Here is a 16835-nt window from a genome sequence, read left to right as displayed (position 1 = left end):
GTTTACGACGAGGCCCCGCCCCTGTCAAAGGGGGAACCCCCTATCGGTCGGCGAAGAGGTAGAGGGCCTGGAGGAGGGCCTCGGGGTAGTCCTTGGGCTTTAGGCCCCGCTTCTCCAGGCGGAAGCCCGGGGGGTACTGGGTGATCTCCGCCCGCTGGGGGAGGTGCTTTAGCCCCCGGGCGTCGTAGTCCAGGGGCCAGTGGCCGAAGACCACCTCCAGGTGGGTGAGGCTTTCGGTGATGGAGCGCACCCCCTTCTTCTCCGCCACCAGGCGGAGCCGGGCAAGCTCAACGAAGGCTTCCGCCTCCTCGGGCAGGGGGCCGTAGCGCCCCTTGAGCTCCCGCACCAACCGGGAGAGCTCCGCCAGGCCCCGCACCTGGGCGAAGCGGCCGTAGTAGAGGCTTCGCGCCTCCAGGGAGGGGATGTAGTCCTCGGGGAGGCGGGCGGAGAGGGCCAGGTCCAGGGTGAGGGGGGGCCGGGCCTCGAGGGGGGCCTCCCCCTTCAGCCGGCGGATGGCCTCCTCCAGGAGCTCCGTGTAGACCTCGAGGGAAAGGGCCTTGATGTGCCCGTGCTGCTCGGGACCCAGGAGGTTCCCCACCCCCCGGATCTCCATGTCCTTCTCCGCCAGGAGGTGGCCGCTTCCGAGATCCGAGAGGTCGGCGATGGCCAGGAGGCGCTTCTCCGCCGCCTCCGTGAGGCGGGGGGGGTGGAAGAGGTAGGCGTAGGCCTCCTCCTGCCGGCGGCCCACCCGGCCCCGGAGCTGGTACAGCGTGGCCAGGCCCAGCCGGTCCGCCCGCTCAATCAGGATGGTGTTGGCCTCCCCCACGTCCAGGCCCGACTCCACGATGGTGGTGGCCAGAAGGACGTCGTAGGCCCCCTCCGCAAAGAGGAGCATGGTTTCCTCCACGAGGGCCTCCGGCATCTGGCCGTGGACCACCCCGATGCGGGCCTCGGGCACCAGGTTCTCCAAGTAGCGGCGCCGGGCCTCGATGGTGGCCACCCGGTCGTGGATGTAGAAGGCCTTCCCCCCCCGCTCCAGTTCCAGGAGGATGGCCTCCCGCACCAAAAGGGGGTCAAAGGGGGCAAGGAAGGTGCGGATAGGCTTGCGCCCAGGCGGGGGGGTCTGGATGCTGGAGAGGTCCTTAAGCCCCACCAGGGCGCTATACAGGGTGCGAGGGATGGGGGTGGCGGAGAGGTAGAGGGTGTCCACGTTGGCCTTCAGTTCCCGAAGCCGTTCCTTCTGGGCCACCCCGAAGCGGTGCTCCTCGTCCACGATGAGGAGGCCCAGGTCCTTGAAGGCCACGTCGGGCTGGAGGAGGCGGTGGGTGCCGATGACGAGGTCCACCGTGCCCTCTTTGAGCCCCTTCAGGATGGCCTCCTCCTCCTTAGGGGGGGTGAAGCGGGAGAGGACCCCGATGCGCACCGGCAGGGCCCGGAAGCGCTCGCGGAAGGTCTTGCCGTGCTGCTCCGCAAGCAGGGTGGTAGGGACCAAAAAGGCCACCTGGGCCCCGTGGCCCACCACCCGGGCGGCGGCCCTGAGGGCCACCTCCGTCTTGCCGAAGCCCACATCCCCCGAGACCAGCCGGTCCATGGGGTAGGGGGCCTCGAGGTCCCTCAGGACCTCCTCCAGGGCCCGGGCCTGGTCGGGGGTAAGGGCGTAGGGGAAGCCCTGGGCCACCTGGGCCTCCCACTCGGGGAGAGGGGGGAAGGCCCGGCCCGGGGTGGCCCTCCGCTTGGCCTGGAGGACGAGGAGCCTTTGGGCGAGCTCCTCCACGTCCTTTTTCGCCCGCTCCTTGGCCCTTTTCCACTCGTTTTTCCCCAAGGAGGAGAGCTCCGGGGGGTCGTCCGTGGTGCCGGGGTGGCGCTTGAGAAGGGGAAGCTGCTCCACGGGAAGGTAGAGCCGCCCCTCCCCCTGGTAGCGGAGGACCAGATAGTCCCGCCTGGCCCCCAAAACCTCCCGGGTCTCCAGGCCCAGGTACTGGCCGATGCCGTGCTCGGGGTGGATGAGGTAGTCCCCCGGGGAGAGGGCCGAGGGGTCGGAAAGCCCCTCCCCCCGCCTCATCCGCCCCCGCACCGCCCCGGTGGCGAAGACCAAGGCCTCGGTGAGGAAGACCTCCTCCCCCCACTCCGCCCCCCCCTCAAAGGCCCCCGGGAGGAGGGCGAGCCGCCCCGGGGGGGCGGGGTAGCGGTCCAGGAGGAGGGGCTGGAAAGGGGCAAGGCGCCTTTTCAGGTACTCCAGGGTGCGCCCATGCCCGGCGAAGAGGTGGACCCGGCGCCCCTCCGCAAGCCAGCGGGCGAGGTCCTTCTCCAAGGCCTTCAGGCTTCCCCGGTAGGGGGGAAGGGGCCTTACCCCGAGGTCCAAGGGGGGAAGGTCCACCCCGCCCCCAAAGGCCACCAGGGGCCGGCCCTGGAGGAGGGGGAAGATCGCTTTGGGGGCCAGGGCGGGGGTGTCCAGGTACACCGCCCCCGGGAAGTGGAGGATCTTCTTAGAGGTGAAGCCCTCGGCCTTCCCCGGCTTGGGGAGGAGGACGTGGCGGCGCACCTCCTCGCCCCTTACCAAAATCCTCTCCAGCTCGTCCCCGAAGAAGAGGAGGCGCACCTCCCCCTCGAGGAGCTCCAAGACCTCCCCCAAGACCCGGTAGTCCTCGTCCCGGGCGTAGCCCATGCGGAGGAGGCGGTCCAGAAGGGCCCCCCTCGGGTAGCTCCGGCCCACCTCAAAGACGAGCCGCCAGGAAGCGGGGTCCTCGGGGAAGGGGCTTAGGGCCTCCTCGTAGGAGAAGACGAAGAGGGCCTTCTCCTCCAGGGCCTCGAGGCCCGGGTTCACGTAAACGGGCGCCCCGAAGGCGGAAAGATCCCGGTAGCGCCTAAGGCGCTCCTCCGGGGCGAGGAGGACCGCCGGGGGGGTCTCGCGGGCGAAGAGGAGGGCCCGCACCGCCTGGGGAAGCTCCAGCCGGTGCCCGTAAAGCGTTTTCAGAACAGGCGTCATGGGGCCTTGCCCCTTAAGGGGGCAAACGCCCCCTATTCTAGCGCGTAGGCGTGGACGGCCAAAGCCCCTAGGCCCACGTTGGCGGCGATGGTGGCCCCGGAGCGGGTGATGCGGCCCCGCTCCAGGCGAAGGGCGCCCTCCAGGCTCCGCTTAAGCCCCTCAATCCACTCGCTCCGGGCGTCGCTGTGGGCGATGGTGATGCGGGCCACCCGCCCCCTGAACTCCCCCAGGACCAGGCTCGCCAGGGCCTCGGGCACCGCGTTTTCCCGGGCTACTTTCAGGAAGCGGATGTGCCCCTTCTCTATCCGGAGGATGGGCCTGAGGCCGAGGAGGTTCCCCACCACCTCCCCGAAGCGGGGGAGGCGGCCGTTTCGGGCCAGGTGGGAGAGGTCCGCCACGCTGAAGTAGAGGCTGGAGCGCTTAAGCCGCTCCAGCTCCCGCACGATGGCCTCCTCCTCCGCACCCCCCCTAAGCATCTCCACCGCCCTTAGGACCATGGCCCCAAGCCCCGCGGAGACCATGGCCGAGTCCACCACCCGGATGCGGGTGGGGGCCACCTTTAGGGCGGCCTCGCGGGCCCTTTCCACCGTCTTGGAAAGCTCGCCGGAAACGTGGATGGAGAGCAGACGATCGTACACCTGGAGGTGGCGCTCGTAGACCTCGGCGAAGTCCTCCACGCTGGGGGGCTCGGTGACGGGCTCGGCCCCCGCGCGCATGGCCTGGTAGAGGGCGTCGGGGGTGAGCTCCTGCCAGTCCTTGTAGCGCCTACCCCCCAGATGCACGTAGATGGGCACCAGGCCCACCGCCTCCTCCTGGAGGAGCTTGGGGGAAAGGTCCGCCGCGGTATCGGTGACGAGACCCAGGTCCACGCCCCTTATCCTATACCAGGTCAAGGATTTACCCCCTATAATGGCCCAAGCGTATGCTCCTCGTCACCAGATTCGCCCCCTTCGGCGGGCTGGACCACAACCCCGCCCAGGCGGTCTTGGACCTCCTCCCGGACCGGCTTGGGGGGGAGGAGGTGGTCAAGGCCGTCCTGCCCGTGGAGGCGGAGGCCCTGCCGGAGGTCCTCTTCCGCCTTCACGCCCTGGGGCCCAGGGCCGTCCTCCACCTGGGCCTGGCCCAGGACCGCCCCCTCCCCACCCTCGAGCGCCTGGCGGTGAACCTCCTGGACTTCCCCATCCCGGATAACCGGGGAGCCCAACCCCAGGACCTCCCCATCGTCCCCGGGGGGCCTTTGGCCCTGGCGGCGCGCTTTCCCCTTCGGGAAACCCTAAAGCGCTGGCAGGAGGCAGGCATCCCGGGCCGGCTCAGCCTCTCCGCGGGGAGCTACCTCTGCAACCAGGCCTTTTACCTTTCCCTTTACCATCTGCCCGAGGAGGTCCGGGTGGGCTTCCTCCACCTCCCCCCGGACGAGACCCTGGCCCTAGGGCGCGGGGGGGCCTACATGCCCCTAAAGGAGCAGGCCCGGGCGGTGGGGGTGGCCTTAAGCGTTTTATGAAGCCTATCCTCTTCATATCCAACGGCCCCACGGAGGACGCCATCGGGGCCCAGGTGGCTCGAGGCCTGCCCTCCCCCATATGGGCCTTGCCCCTGGTGGGCCAGGGCAAGGCCTACGAAGGGGTGGCCGAGCGCATCCTGGGCCCCCGGAAGGACATGCCCTCCGGAGGGTTCCTCTTCGGAAGCCTGCGCAACCTGGTGGAAGACCTTAAAGCGGGGTTCCTCAGCATGACCCTGGCCCAGTGGCGGGCCGCCCGGGCCACACCCCCCCCAAGGGCGGTGGTGGTGGTGGGGGACGCCTACGCCCTCAGCGTGGGGGTCTTCGCGGGCCGGGGAGCCCCCCTCTACCACCTCAACCCGCTGGTCTCCGCCCATTACCTGGAAGGCCTCTCCTCCCCCTTGGAGCTCCTCTTGGACTGGGGGGGCAGCGACTTCACCCCTTACGAGCGCCTCCTCCACCGCCGGGCCCGGGCGGTCTTCGTGCGGGATGAGAAGAGCCAAAAACGGCTCCAAAGCCTGGGGGTCCGCCACGCCTACTGGTACGGCAGCTTCGCCATGGACCTGCTTTCCCCTCCCGAAAGGGACCTGGCCTTCTTAGGCCCTGACCCCTGCCTCGCCCTCCTGCCCGGGACCCGGGGGGATGAGGCCTTCAGCCTACCCCTGATGCTCGAGGCCAGCCGCCACCTCCCCCTTACCCCTCTCGTGGCCTGGCCTAAGCCCTGGGAAGCCCTCCCCCCCTTGGAAGGCTGGGCACGGGCCTGGCCGGATGGGGACACCCTCCGGCTCACCCGAGGGGACCGGGTGGCCTGGGTTCTGCGCCGCGCGTTTTCCGCCATCCTGCACCGGTCCACCCTGGCCTTGGCCACCGCAGGCACCGCGGCCGAGCAAGCCGCCGGCTTGGGCCTGCCCATCGTGGCCTTCCCCACCCCGGGGCCCCAGTACACCCGGGCCTTTGCCCGAAGGCAGAAGCGGCTCCTAGGGGACGCGTTGCATCTGGTGGAGGCGGATCCTTATCGGATCGCAGGGCAAGCCCTTATGCTGCTGAAGGTTCCCGAGCTGTACCAGAAGGCCAGCCAGGCCGGTAAGGCCCGCATCGGCCCCCCAGGGGGGATTGGGGGTGCCATCCGGCACATCCGGGAAGATTTGGAGAGGGCACAGGAGCCATCGTAGTATGCTCGGGGGAAACGCATGCGCCTTTACCGCGTAGGCCTCTTCACCGACGTGTACTTCCCCAACCCCAACGGGGTCACCACCAGCGTCTACCTCCTCCTAAGGGAGCTCCGGCGCATGGGCCACGAGGCTTGGGTGATCGCACCCCACCACCCGGAAGCCCCGGAGGAGGAGGAAGGGGTGGTGCGGGTGCCCTCCGTGGCCTACCCCTTCTACGAGGGGCAGCAGATCGCCCTGCCCTCCGCCCGGCACCTGCCCACGGAGTTTGAGCTGGTGCACACCCACACCCCCCTCACCCTGGGGGTCTGGGGCTTGCGGCTGGCCCGCAACAAGGGCCTCCCCCACGTCTCCACCTTCCACACCCACTACGAGAAGTACGCCCACTACGTCCCCGGCCTCGCGGTCCTGGACCGGTACACAGGGATCGTGCCCCGCCTGGCCAAGGCCTTCTACAACCGGGTGGAGGTGGTCATCGCCCCCACGGAGCCCGTGAAGCGCCTGGCGGAGAGCTACGGCATCGAAAGGCCCATCCGGGTCATCCCCACGGGGATTGACAACCGCCTCCTGGAGGAAGCCCCCCTCCCCTCCCCCTGTCCCTGGCCCGAGGGGAAAAGGCGGCTCATCACCGTGGGGCGGCTCGGGAAGGAAAAGAGCTTTGACGTGGTCTTGAAGGCGGTGGCGGAGCTCGCCAAGGAGGAGGACGTTTTTCTTGTCCACATCGGGGAAGGGCCGGAGCTTCCCCACCTAAAGCGCCTAACCGAGGAGCTCCACATCGCCGAGCGGGTCCTTTTCCTGGGGCCCGTGCCCTACCGGAGGATCGGGGGGTACTACCGGCTGGCCGAGCTCTTCCTCTTCGCCAGCGAGACGGAAACCCAGGGCCTGGTGATCTGGGAGGCCCAGGCCATGGGGGTGCCGGTGGTGGCCGTGGGGGCGGAAGGGGTGTTGGAGGGGGTTCTGGAGGGAAAGACGGGGTTTTTGGTGCCCCCAGGGGACTTCAAGGCCATGGCGGAAAAGGCCCTCCTTCTTCTCCGGGACGAGGAGAAGCGGCGCGCCTTCAGCCTCGAGGCCCGGGCCTTCGCCCTGGAGCGCTCGGCAGAGCGGATCGCGGAGAAGGTGGTGGCCGTCTACGACGAGGCCCGGGAGATCCTAAAGGTGGAGCCGAAAAGGCTCATCTTCCCCTTTCCCCGCCTTCCCCGAAATAACCTCGAGGATCGCCCATGAGGTTCCTGAGCTGCCTCAGGAGAAACCGCCCCCACCCCCCTTTAAGCCGGCGGGCGGAGGTGAGGACCAAAGCCCTCGGGGCGTAGCGCAGGGGGCCGAGGGCCCTAAGCTTGTAGCCCAGGAGCACGTCCTCCCGGGCCTCCACCTCGGGGAACCCCCCCGCTTTTAGGGCCACCTCCTTCAGGACCATCAGGTTGGCCCCCGCCAGGTTGGGCCGCCCGAGAAGGGCCATGAGGTGGAGAAAGGCCCTATACCCCCACTCGGAAAGGGCGGCCTCCAGGGGGGAGACCCCGTAGAAGCGCAAGGGGCCGTAGACCCCCACCGCCCCTTCCGCCTTCTCGGCAAGGGCCTCCAGCCAGTGAGGGAGGGGCCTGGAGTCCGCGTCCGTCATGGCCACCCACTCGCCCCGGGCGGCGAGGAGCCCCGCCTGACGGGCGTGGGCCACCCCTTTCCTGGGGCAGTAGACCACCCGGGCCCCGAAGGCCTCCGCCACCTCGCGGGTGCGGTCGGTGGAGGCGTTGTCCACCACGAGGACCTCCAAGGGGGAAAGGGTCTGGGCCCTTACGGCCTCCAAGGCGGCGGGGAGGTAGGCCTCCTCGTTGTGGGCGGGGATCACCACGCTGATCCGCACGGGTATACTGTACCGTGTTTCGCCACCTCCCTTGGGCCAAGGATGGCCTCTCCGCGCTCCTAAGGCTCATCCTGGCCATCGGGCTCATGGAGGGGGTCCGGAGCGGCTACTTCGCGGGCTTCCTCCCCTTCTACGCCCCCGAGCACCTCCACCTAGGCCCTGCGGTCTTCACCCTGGCCTACACCCTGCACCAGCTTGCGGAAAACCTCTCCAAGGGTTTTGGGGGGCTTCTGGCCGAGCGGGTGGGCTTCGGCCTCATGGTGGGCCTGGCGGCGTTGGTGGGGCTTTTTGCCCTCCTCCTCACCCCCCTGGCCCAGGCGGGCTGGGCCCTTTGGGGCCTGGGCCTCCTTTGGGGGCTTGGCATGTCCGCCCTCTATCCCGGGCTTATGACCTACACCAGCCGCATCGCCCGACCCGGGCGGGAGGCCCGGGCCCTTTCCTTCACCCTCACCCTGGTCATGCCCTGGGTGGGCATCGGCCTGGTGGGGGTGGGGCAGGTGGCGGCCAAAGACCCCAAGGCCGCCCACGCCCTCCTCCTCCTGGCCCAGGGGCTGGCCTTCCTCCTGGCCCTCTCCCTCCTGCGCTTCAGGATCCCCATCCCCGCGCAAAGCCGGGAGCGCTACCCCTTGGGGCGGCTTCTCCTCTTCCTGCCCGCGGCCTTCGGCCAGACCTTCGCCCCCGCTTTGGTGTCCCTCTTCCTCCTGCGCTACGCCAAGGAGGCCTTGGGCCTCGAGCCCATCGCCCTTGGGGGGCTCCTCCTCCTGGGCGGGGGGCTGGCCTTCCTCCTCCTCCCCTTCACGGGGCGGGCGGTGGACCGAAGGGGGTACCGGGCCGCCCTCATGGGGGGGCTTTTCCTCCTGGGGGCGGTCATGGGGCGGATTCCCCTGGCCCTAGGGGTCCTGGAACTGGCCCTTCTCGCCCTCCTGGCGGGGCTCGGTTTCAGCCTCTTCCTCCCCGGCTGGAACGGCTTCCTGGCCAAGAACCTCCCCCAGGAGAACCGGGGGGCCATATGGGGGAGCCTCATGACCGTGGAGGGCCTGGGGGTGGCCCTGGGCCCCGCGGTGGGGGGGGTGCTCTGGGAGGCCTTTGGACCTAAGGCGCCCTTCTTCGCCGGGTCCTCCGTTTTCTTGGCCCTAAGCCTCTTTTACGCCTTCGCCTTAAGGAGGCCGGGATGGAAGTAGCCCTGGGGCTTACCCTCCTCCTCTATGGGCTTTCGGACCTCCTCTTCCGCCACCTGGGGCTCCTCGCCTACGCCCGGGGAAGCCGAAAGACGCCCCTGGTGGCCCTCACCTTTGACGACGGCCCCTCGGAGAGGACGGAGGCCCTTCTCGCCCTCCTCCATAGGCACGGGGTGAAGGCCACCTTCTTCCTCACGGGGGAAAAGGCCCGGGCCCGGCCGGACCTGGTGGAGAGGATCCGGGAAGAGGGGCACCAGGTGGAGGACCACGGGCTTTGGCACGAGCCCTGGAGGCTCCTCCTGCCCTGGCTGGAGTGGCGGCACATGGCGGCGGGCCAGGGGCGGTACTACCGCCCGCCCCACGGCCTCCACACCCCCTTCACCCGCCTTTTCGCCTGGGCGCTCAAAAAGCGCATCGCCCTCTGGGACACGGAGGGCAAGGACTGGCTGGACCTCCCGCCGGAAGACCTGGCGGAAAGGCTCCTCTTCTACCTCCGTCCGGGGAGCGTCGTCCTCCTCCACGACGGCCCGGAAAGGACCCTGAGGCTACTAGAGCTCGCCCTTCCCCGGATGCTCGCCCTGGGCTACCGGCCCGTGACCCTGGACGAGCTCAACCCCCTCCCCCTCTCCCCGAGGCTCGCCCTCATCCGGGGCCTGCAGGGCCTCGAGGAGCGCTACAACCGCCGCCACGGGGTGCGGCGGGCGGGGCTTGGGCCCTTCCACCTCTTCCGCCTGGAGAAGAAGCCCTTCCCCGGGCCGGCCCTGCCCGGCCTCCCCCCGGGCACCCCCGCCTTTGAGCTCCACCTGGAAAGCGAGCGGGCCATGGAGCTCTCCACCCCCGAGGCCATCCGCGCCTTCCGGAACAGCCTCAAGGAGGTCGCTAAGGCCCTTCTGGAAGACCCGGAGGTGAGGCTCGTCTACGGGGCGAGCCCCCTGGCCCTGGGGGCGGAGCTTTTCGGCTTCAAAACCGCCCCCCTTCCCCCCTGGCCCCGGCTCGTGTCCAGCCTGGCGGGGGCCTTCTTCCTTTGGCTTTACCGGGGAGAGCTCCCCAAGAAGGGGCGCTTCCTCGCCCGGCTCACCTACCTGGAGCGGGAAGAGGTCCTACGGCGATACCCACCGTCCACTCCCGCTTCCCCACCCCCCGCACCCGGTGCACCCGGAAGCCCGCCCCCCTAAGGGCCCGGCGGAAGGCCCCTTGGGCGGAGTAGGTGGCAAGCCGCCCGCCCTCCCGTAGGGCCAGGCGGAGCTTTAGGAGGACAGGGGCGCTCCAGGCCTCGGGGTTGGCCTTTGGGCTAAAGGGGTCCAGGTAGACCGCGCTGGCCCAAAAGGGGGGAAGCTCCGCCCGGGCCACGTCGGCGAAGAGGAGGCGGAGCTCCCCCCAGGGGCCCCGGAAGCGGGCCTCCGGCCAGGCCTTGAGGATCTCCCGGAACACCCCTTCCGCCCGGGGGAGGGGGAGGCGGGCCGCCTCCAGGACCTCCCGGGGAAGGGGGGCCTTCTCCACCGCCAGGTAGCGGAGCCTAACCCCCCGCTCTAGGGCGCTTTCCAGGGCGGCGCGGAAGTTCACCCCCAGGCCGAAGCCCACCTCCAGGACCCGGGGGGCGGGGTGGAGGTGGGTGAGGGTCTTCTCCAGGTAGAGCCTCCGGGCCTGGAGAAGGGCCCCTTGGCGGGGGTGGTAGGCCTCGCGGTAGCCGGGGTGGAAGAGGGTGGGGGTGCCGTCTTCGGTAAGGACCCACTCCACGAGGCCCTAGAATACCCCCATGGAGCTCGGCCTGCTCGCCAAGCTTTCCGGCACCCTGGCCAACGCGGCCACGGTCCTTCTGGGCACCCTTCTCGGGCTTTTCCTCCGGGGCAAGCTCCCCGAAAGGATGGGGGGGATCATGGTCCAGGGGGTGGGGCTCACCACCCTCTTCATCGGCGTTTCCATGGCGGGCGCCCTCTCCAAGGCCCAGGGGGGCGCGGTGGACGGGGTGGTCCTGGGCCTCCTCGCCCTCGTCCTGGGGGGGCTCTTGGGGGAGTGGGCCCGGCTGGAGGAGGGCCTCGAGGCCCTGGGGGAGCGCCTCAAGCGGGCGGTGCGGGGCGGGGGAGGCTTCACCGAGGGGTTCGTGGCCGCAAGCCTCCTCTTCTGCGTGGGGCCCATGACCCTGGTGGGGGCCCTGCAGAACGGCCTCACGGGGGACCCCCGCCTCCTCCTCCTCAAGGCCACCCTAGACGGCCTTTCCGCCATCGCCCTCACCGCCAGCTTCGGGGTGGGGGTGGGGATGAGCGTCCTGGTCATCCTCCTCTACCAGGGGGGGGTGGCCCTCCTGGCGGGGGTCCTGGCCCAGGCCCTCCCCGACCCCGCCCAGGACCCCCGGGTCCTCCTGGTCACCGGGGTGGGGGGGCTCATGATCCTGGGCATCGGGATCAACCTCCTGGGCCTTGGGCGGGTGCGGGTGGCCTCCTTCCTCCCCGCCCTCCTCCTGGCCCCCATCCTCTTCGCCCTGGCGGAGGCGTTAAGCTAAACCCATATGGAGCTCACGCCCGACCTCCTACGGCACCTGGAGTCCCTAAGCAAGCTCAAGCTCTCCCCGGAGGAGGAGGCCCTTCTCCTCCAGGACCTGAACCGCATCCTGGCCTTCGTGGAGGCCCTGCCGGAGGTGGAAGAGGGGGAGGAAGAACCCCCCACGGGCCGCCTCCGCAAGGATGAGCCCCGCCCCGGCCTTTCCCAGGAAGAGGCCCTGGCCCTGGCCCCCGAGCGGGAGGAGGGGTTTTTCCGCGTGCCCAAGGTGCTGGAATGGTAGACCTCAAGTGGCTCCGCACCCACCCCGAGGAGGCCCAAAGGGCCATCCGGCTCAAAGGGGTAGACCTGGACCTGGAAGCCCTTCTCGCCCTGGACCGGGAGGTGCAGGGCCTAAAGGCCAGGCTCCAGGAGGTCCAGACCGAACGGAACCGCATCGCCAAGGAGGTGCCCAAGGCCCAGGGCGAGGCCAAGGAAGCCTTGATCGCCCGGGGGCGGGCCCTAGGGGAGGAGGCCAAGGCCCTGGAGGAGGCCCTAAGGGAGAAGGAGGCAAGCCTCATGGACCTCCTCCTAAAAGTCCCCCTCCCCCCCTGGCCCGGGGCCCCGGTGGGGGAGGACGACCGGGCCAACCGGGAGGTGCGGCGGGTGGGGGAGCCCAGGGCCTTCCCCTTCCCGCCCCTGGACCACGTGGCCCTCATGGAGAAAAACGGCTGGTGGGAGCCCCGGATCGCCCAGGTCTCGGGAAGCCGCTCCTACGCCCTACGGGGGGACCTCGCCCTCTACGAGCTTGCCCTCCTCCGCTTCGCCATGGACTTCATGGTGAAGAAGGGCTTCATCCCCCTCACCCTCCCCTCCTATGCCCGGGAGGCGGCCTTCATCGGCACCGGCCACTTCCCTGCGGCCCGGGACCAGGTCTGGGCCATCGCCGGCACCGACCTCTACCTCACGGGCACCGCGGAGGTGGTCCTAAACGCCCTCCACAGCGGGGAGATCCTAAAGGCGGAGGAGCTTCCCAAGCGCTACGCGGGCTACGCCCCCGCCTTCCGCTCGGAGGCGGGGAGCTTCGGGAAGGACGTGCGGGGGCTTTTAAGGGTCCACCAGTTCCACAAGGTGGAGCAGTACGTGCTCACCGAGGCCAGCCTCGAGGCCTCCGACCGGGCCTTTGAGGAGCTTCTTGGGAACGCCGAAGAAATCCTCAGGCTTCTGGAGCTCCCCTACCGGGTGGTGGAGGTCTCCACCGGGGACATGGGCCCGGGGAAGTGGCGGCAGGTGGACCTGGAGGTCTTCCTCCCCTCCGAGGGGCGCTACCGGGAAACCCACTCCTGCTCGGCCCTCCTGGACTGGCAGGCCCGGCGGGCGAACCTCCGCTACCGCGACGCAGAGGGCCGGGTGCGCTACGCCTACACCCTGAACAACACCGCCTTGGCCACCCCGAGAATTCTCGCCATGCTCCTGGAAAACCACCAGCTGGAGGACGGCCGGGTGCGGGTGCCAAAGGCCCTCGTCCCCTACCTGGGCAAGGAGGTGCTGGAGCCGTGCGGATAGAGGCGGCGGAGCTGAGGATCCTGGAGCTACCCCTGAAGTTCCGCTTTGAAACCAGCTTCGGGGTCCAGACCAAAAGGACCATCCTCCTCCTAAGGCTCTTCGGGGAGGGCCTCGAGGGCCTGGGGGAGGGGGTGATGGAGCGCCTGCCCCTCTACCGGGAGGAGACGGTGGAGGGGGCCCGCTACCTCCTGGAAGAGGCCTTCCTCCCCCGCCTCCTGGGGCAGGACCTCCCGAACCCCGAGGCCCTCGCGGAGGCCCTAAGGCCCTTCCGGGGGAACCCCATGGCCAAGGCGGTGGTGGAGATGGCCTTCTTTGACCTCTTCGCCAAGGGCCTGGGGAAGCCCCTTTGGCAGGTCCTGGGGGGGGTGAGGACGCGGGTGGAGGTGGGGGTTTCCCTGGGGATCCAGCCCACGGTGGAGGACACCCTACGGGTGGTGGAAAAGCACCTTCAGGAGGGCTACCGCCGCATCAAGCTCAAGATCAAGCCGGGCTGGGACTACGAGGTCCTGAAAGCAGTGCGCCAGGCCTTTCCCGAGGCCACCCTCACCGCGGACGCCAACAGCGCCTACCGCATGGCGGACCTCCCCCGTCTGGAGCGGCTGGACGAGCTCGGCCTGGACTACATTGAACAGCCCCTGGGCTACGACGACCTCCTGGACCACGCCCGGCTCCAGGCGAGGCTCAAGACCCCCATCTGCCTGGACGAAAGCCTCACCTCGGCGGAAAAGGCCAGGAAAGCCATAGAACTCAGGGCGGGCCTCGTCTTCAACCTCAAGCCCGCCCGGCTTGGGGGGCATGGGGAAAGCCTGAAGGTGCACGCCCTGGCGGAGGCGGCGGGGATTCCCCTCTGGATGGGGGGGATGCTGGAGGCGGGGGTGGGCCGGGCCCACAACCTCCACCTGGCCACCCTGAGGGGCTTCACCAAGCCGGGGGACGTGAGCTCGGCCAGCCGCTACTGGGAGGAGGACATCGTGGAGGAGGCCCTGGAAGCGGAAGAGGGCCTCATGCCCGTGCCAGAGGGCCCCGGCATCGGGGTCACCTTAAAGCTCCCCTTCGTGGAGAGGGTCACCCTATGGCGGAGGTACGTGTCCGCGAGCTAAGGGGCCCTGCGGAGATGGAAGGGGTGGTGGAGCTCCAGCGGGCGGTCTGGGGCCGGGAGGACCGGGATTTGGTGCCGAGGGGCCTCCTCATCGCCATCCAGGACGAGGGGGGGCTGGTGGCGGGGGCTTTCATTGGGGAAGCGCTCGTGGGCTTCGTCTTCGGCTTCCCCACCAAGGACCCCGCCCTCCACCACTCCCACATGCTCGGGGTTTTGGAACCCTACCGGGGCACGGGGGCGGCCCTCCTCCTCAAGCGCTTCCAGCGGGACTGGTGCCTGGCCCGGGGGGTCAGGAAGGTGGTCTGGACCTTTGACCCCCTAAGGGGCCCCAACGCCAACTTCAACCTCCGGAAGCTCGGGGCCACCGCCCAGACCTACCTCCCCGACCACTACGGCCCCATGGGGGGGATCAACGCCGGGGCTCCCTCGGACCGGCTCCTTGCGGAGTGGGACCTCCTAAGCCCCAGGGTCTACGAGCGGATCTACGCCCCACCGCCCCCGGTGGAGGCGGAGGGACTCCCCCAGGCCAACCGGGTGGAGGGGGAAAGGCCGGTGGCGGCCCTGTTGGACCTCGAGGCCCCCCGCGTGCTGGTCCAAATCCCCGAGGACTGGGGAAAGATCCTCCGGGAGGACCCGGCCCTCGCCCTCCTCTGGCGCGAGCACAGCCGGGAGGTCTTCAGGGCCTACTTCGCCCGGGGCTACCGGGCGGTGGACTTCCTGCGGGGCCCCAACCGCTATGTTCTGGCTAAGGACTGAGCTCTGGACCGCGGAGGTGGTCTACACCGGCTTCGGCACCCCCATGCGCCGGGGGGCCTTGGCGGTGCAGGGGGGGCGGGTGGTGGGCCAGGGGCCCTTGGAGGAGCTTCAGGCCCGCTTCCCCCAAGGGGAGGTGGTGCACAAGGGCAAGGCCCTCTTCCCCAAGGCGGTGAACGCCCACACCCACCTGGACCTCTCCCTTCTGCCCCTTTACCGGGGGCCTTTTGCCGGCTTCATCCCCCACGTGCTGGCCCACCGCGCCCTGAGGGGGCTGGAAGGGGCAAAGCAGGGCCTAGACGAACTCGTACGCAGCGGGGCTGGGGCCTTTGGGGACATCGTCTTCAAGGACGAGGTCATGGACTTCCTCCTCCTGGAAAGCCCCCTGCCCGGCGTGGCCTTCTACGAGGTCTTCGCCCCAAACCCCCTGGAGGCGGAAGCGGTCTTCGCCGAGGTGCGAAGGAAGGTGGAGGCCTGGCGGAAGCGGGAAGGGCGGGTCAAGGTGGGGCTTTCCCCCCACTCCCCTTACGGGGTGAGCGCCCCCCTCCTAAGGCGCCTTGCAGAGTACGCCCGGGCCGAGGGGATTCCCCTCATGGTCCACGCGGCGGAAAGCCCGGAGGAGGTGGCCTTCCTGAAGGAGGGCCGGGGGGCTTTGGCGGAGCTCCTTACGCGCTTCGGCCTAGGGGCCTTCACCCCCCCCGGCACCACCCCCATCCGCCACCTCCACGCCCTGGGGGTCTTGGGGCCCACCACCGCCCTGGTGCACGGGGTGCAGGTGGACGAGGAGGAGGCCGCCCTCCTGGCCCAGACCGGGACCAAGGTGGTCCTCTGCCCCCGGTCCAACCGGAACCTGGAGGTGGGGGAAGCCCCCCTGGCCCTCTACGCCCGGTATGGGGTGGAAGTGGCCCTGGGCACGGACTCCCGGGGGAGCAGCCCGGACCTTAACGTGAAGAACGAGGCCCTTTTCCTCTGGGACAAGGCCGACCCCCGCCTCCTGGTGCGGGCCTTAAGCCGGGGGGGGTACCGGGCCCTGGGCCTTCCCACCCCCAGGCTCACCCGGGGAAGCCCGGTGGACTTGGTAGACTCCCTCTGATGGAAGGCGAGGCCTCCCGCCCCTCCCGCCTCGAGGCCACCGGCCCCCTCCTCCTCTACAGCGCCTTCACCGGGGCCCTGGCGGGCCTGGGGGCGGCCCTTTTGGCCTGGGTCCTGAGGGCCCTCACGGAGGGGGTGGGCCTCCTCCTCGGCTACCTTCCCCCCTTTCCCCCCGGGGAAGGGGGGGTGCTCCAGGCCTTCACCGGACCCTCCTTCCCCCTCCTCTTCCTCCTCCTCCCCCTGGCCTACGCCCTGGTGAGCCTCCTGGGAAGCGGCCTGGGCCTTGCGGCCCTCCTCCGCCACGCCCGGGAAGGGGTCCCGCCCCCCCGCTGGGTCCACGGGCGCACCCTTTTGGGGAGCCTCCTCCAGCTTGGGCTCTACTCCCCCATGGGCCGGGAGGGGCCCCTAGGGGTTTTAGGGCTTTGGCTTGGGGGGGTCTTGGACCGGCGCTTTCCCAGAGTGGGCGGGGGGCTGGCCTTCGCGGGGCTCGCCGCGGGGCTCGGGGCCGCCCTCCACGCCCCGGTGGCGGGGGCCCTCCTGGCCACGGAGATCCTCTACCGGGGGCTTTTCCTGGAGGCCAAAGCCCTCACCCCGGCCCTGGTGGGGGCCCTTTCGGGCTTCGCGGTCTACGGGGCCTTCTTAGGCTACACCCCCCTCCTCCCCTTCCGGGTGGAGGTGGACCTAAGGGCCCTTCCCCTGGGGCTTCTCCTGGGCCTCGGGGGGGCGCTTCTCTCCACCCTTTGGGTCGTGGGGGGTGAGGCCCTGGAAGACCGCCTCCGCCCCCTCCCCTTCCCCTTACGGCACGGCCTTTTGGGGCTCGCCCTGGGGCTTCTCCTTCTCCTCGCCCCGGAGGCGTTGGGAAGCGGCCTGGGCTGGGTGGCGGTGGCCGTCACCCCCCTCTTCCCCACCCTGGGCCTCCTTTACCTCCTCCTCCTGAAGCTCCTCCTCCTGGTGCTGGCCGTGGGGGCGCGGGCCTACGGGGGGCCCTACACCCCGGCCCTGGTCCTGGGGGGGCTCATGGGGGCCCTTTTGGGCCGGGTCCTGCCCCTGGGGCTCCCCCCGGAGGCCCTGGCCCTGGCGGGGGGGGCGGCCCTCCTTTCGGGGGTGGCCCGGGCCCCCTTCGCGGCCACGGTCCTGGCGGCGGAGTGGGGCGGGTACGCCACC

The 16835-nt window shown here is 70.0% G+C and carries 15 protein-coding genes and 1 pseudogene; 12 read left to right on the top strand and 4 right to left on the bottom strand.

Going from position 1 to position 16835, the window contains the following annotated elements:
* Positions 1 to 40: 40 nt before the first annotated feature.
* On the bottom strand, positions 41 to 2986 hold the full coding sequence (gene mfd / locus B043_RS0107045) for a transcription-repair coupling factor (RefSeq protein ID WP_018461434.1): 2946 nt from the start codon (positions 2984 to 2986) through the stop codon (positions 41 to 43).
* Positions 2987 to 3018: 32 nt separating this feature from the next.
* Positions 3019 to 3855 carry a DegV family protein gene (locus B043_RS0107040; RefSeq protein WP_018461433.1) on the bottom strand — a complete coding sequence of 279 codons (837 nt, stop codon included), beginning with the start codon at positions 3853 to 3855 and terminating at the stop codon, positions 3019 to 3021.
* Positions 3856 to 3908: 53 nt separating this feature from the next.
* Here B043_RS0107040 and B043_RS0107035 point away from each other — a divergent pair, with 53 nt between their 5' ends.
* Genes B043_RS0107035 through B043_RS0107025 form a run of 3 tightly spaced genes read left to right on the top strand, consistent with a single transcriptional unit; the run spans position 3909 to position 6877 of the window.
* On the top strand, positions 3909 to 4487 hold the full coding sequence (locus tag B043_RS0107035; protein WP_018461432.1) for a pyroglutamyl-peptidase I: 579 nt from the start codon (positions 3909 to 3911) through the stop codon (positions 4485 to 4487).
* Positions 4484 to 5656, top strand: a complete 1173-nt coding sequence (locus B043_RS0107030) for a lipid-A-disaccharide synthase-related protein (protein WP_018461431.1) — start codon at positions 4484 to 4486, stop codon at positions 5654 to 5656. Before B043_RS0107035 ends, B043_RS0107030 begins: the two co-directional genes overlap by 4 nt.
* Positions 5657 to 5674: 18 nt before the next feature.
* Positions 5675 to 6877: a glycosyltransferase family 4 protein gene (locus tag B043_RS0107025; protein WP_018461430.1), complete on the top strand. Its 1203-nt coding sequence runs from the start codon at positions 5675 to 5677 to the stop codon at positions 6875 to 6877.
* Here the strand turns inward: B043_RS0107025 and B043_RS0107020 are convergent.
* Positions 6825 to 7508: a glycosyltransferase family 2 protein gene (locus B043_RS0107020; RefSeq protein ID WP_018461429.1), complete on the bottom strand. Its 684-nt coding sequence runs from the start codon at positions 7506 to 7508 to the stop codon at positions 6825 to 6827. The two genes, B043_RS0107025 and B043_RS0107020, sit on opposite strands and share 53 nt — an antisense overlap.
* A 14-nt stretch (positions 7509 to 7522) precedes the next feature.
* On the opposite strand from B043_RS0107020, the gene B043_RS0107015 reads away from it, so the two are divergent.
* Together B043_RS0107015 and B043_RS0107010 are read left to right on the top strand one after the other, a co-directional pair.
* The gene (locus tag B043_RS0107015; protein WP_018461428.1) at positions 7523 to 8689 is read left to right on the top strand and encodes an MFS transporter; all 1167 of its coding nucleotides are present in this window, start codon (positions 7523 to 7525) and stop codon (positions 8687 to 8689) included.
* On the top strand, positions 8680 to 9861 hold the full coding sequence (locus B043_RS0107010; RefSeq protein ID WP_018461427.1) for a polysaccharide deacetylase family protein: 1182 nt from the start codon (positions 8680 to 8682) through the stop codon (positions 9859 to 9861). Before B043_RS0107015 ends, B043_RS0107010 begins: the two co-directional genes overlap by 10 nt.
* On the opposite strand, the gene mnmC2 is transcribed toward B043_RS0107010, so the two are convergent.
* Entirely contained in the window at positions 9761 to 10423 is a 663-nt protein-coding gene (gene mnmC2 / locus B043_RS0107005) for a tRNA (5-methylaminomethyl-2-thiouridine)(34)-methyltransferase MnmC2 (RefSeq protein ID WP_018461426.1), read from the bottom strand. The genes B043_RS0107010 and mnmC2 overlap by 101 nt on opposite strands.
* Before the next feature lie 19 nt (positions 10424 to 10442).
* On the opposite strand from mnmC2, the gene B043_RS0107000 reads away from it, so the two are divergent.
* The 7 genes and pseudogenes from B043_RS0107000 to B043_RS0106970 all read left to right on the top strand — a co-directional run.
* Positions 10443 to 11186, top strand: coding sequence for a DUF554 domain-containing protein (locus B043_RS0107000; RefSeq protein ID WP_016329762.1), 744 nt, complete (start codon positions 10443 to 10445; stop codon positions 11184 to 11186).
* A 6-nt stretch (positions 11187 to 11192) separates the two neighbouring features.
* On the top strand, positions 11193 to 11465 hold the full coding sequence (gene gatC / locus B043_RS0106995; RefSeq protein WP_018461425.1) for an Asp-tRNA(Asn)/Glu-tRNA(Gln) amidotransferase subunit GatC: 273 nt from the start codon (positions 11193 to 11195) through the stop codon (positions 11463 to 11465).
* Complete coding sequence (gene serS / locus B043_RS0106990; RefSeq protein ID WP_018461424.1) at positions 11459 to 12727, top strand: serine--tRNA ligase; 1269 nt, start codon at positions 11459 to 11461, stop codon at positions 12725 to 12727. Before gatC ends, serS begins: the two co-directional genes overlap by 7 nt.
* Positions 12718 to 13827: an o-succinylbenzoate synthase gene (menC, locus tag B043_RS0106985; RefSeq protein WP_018461423.1), complete on the top strand. Its 1110-nt coding sequence runs from the start codon at positions 12718 to 12720 to the stop codon at positions 13825 to 13827. Before serS ends, menC begins: the two co-directional genes overlap by 10 nt.
* Positions 13800 to 14582 (top strand): GNAT family N-acetyltransferase, encoded by a 783-nt coding sequence (locus B043_RS0106980; protein ID WP_026234169.1) that lies wholly within the window; start codon positions 13800 to 13802, stop codon positions 14580 to 14582. Before menC ends, B043_RS0106980 begins: the two co-directional genes overlap by 28 nt.
* On the top strand, positions 14563 to 15672 hold the full coding sequence (locus B043_RS0106975; RefSeq protein WP_016329767.1) for an amidohydrolase family protein: 1110 nt from the start codon (positions 14563 to 14565) through the stop codon (positions 15670 to 15672). Before B043_RS0106980 ends, B043_RS0106975 begins: the two co-directional genes overlap by 20 nt.
* A pseudogene (locus tag B043_RS0106970) lies at positions 15672 to 16817 on the top strand (chloride channel protein); the annotation flags it as partial. The gene B043_RS0106975 and the pseudogene B043_RS0106970, both read left to right, overlap by 1 nt.
* Positions 16818 to 16835: the final 18 nt, after the last annotated feature.

Source organism: Thermus oshimai DSM 12092, assembly GCF_000373145.1.
Classification (GTDB): domain Bacteria; phylum Deinococcota; class Deinococci; order Deinococcales; family Thermaceae; genus Thermus; species Thermus oshimai.
The sequence above is the reverse complement of the archived record's forward strand: the minus strand, read 5'-3'. Positions and strand labels throughout refer to the sequence as shown.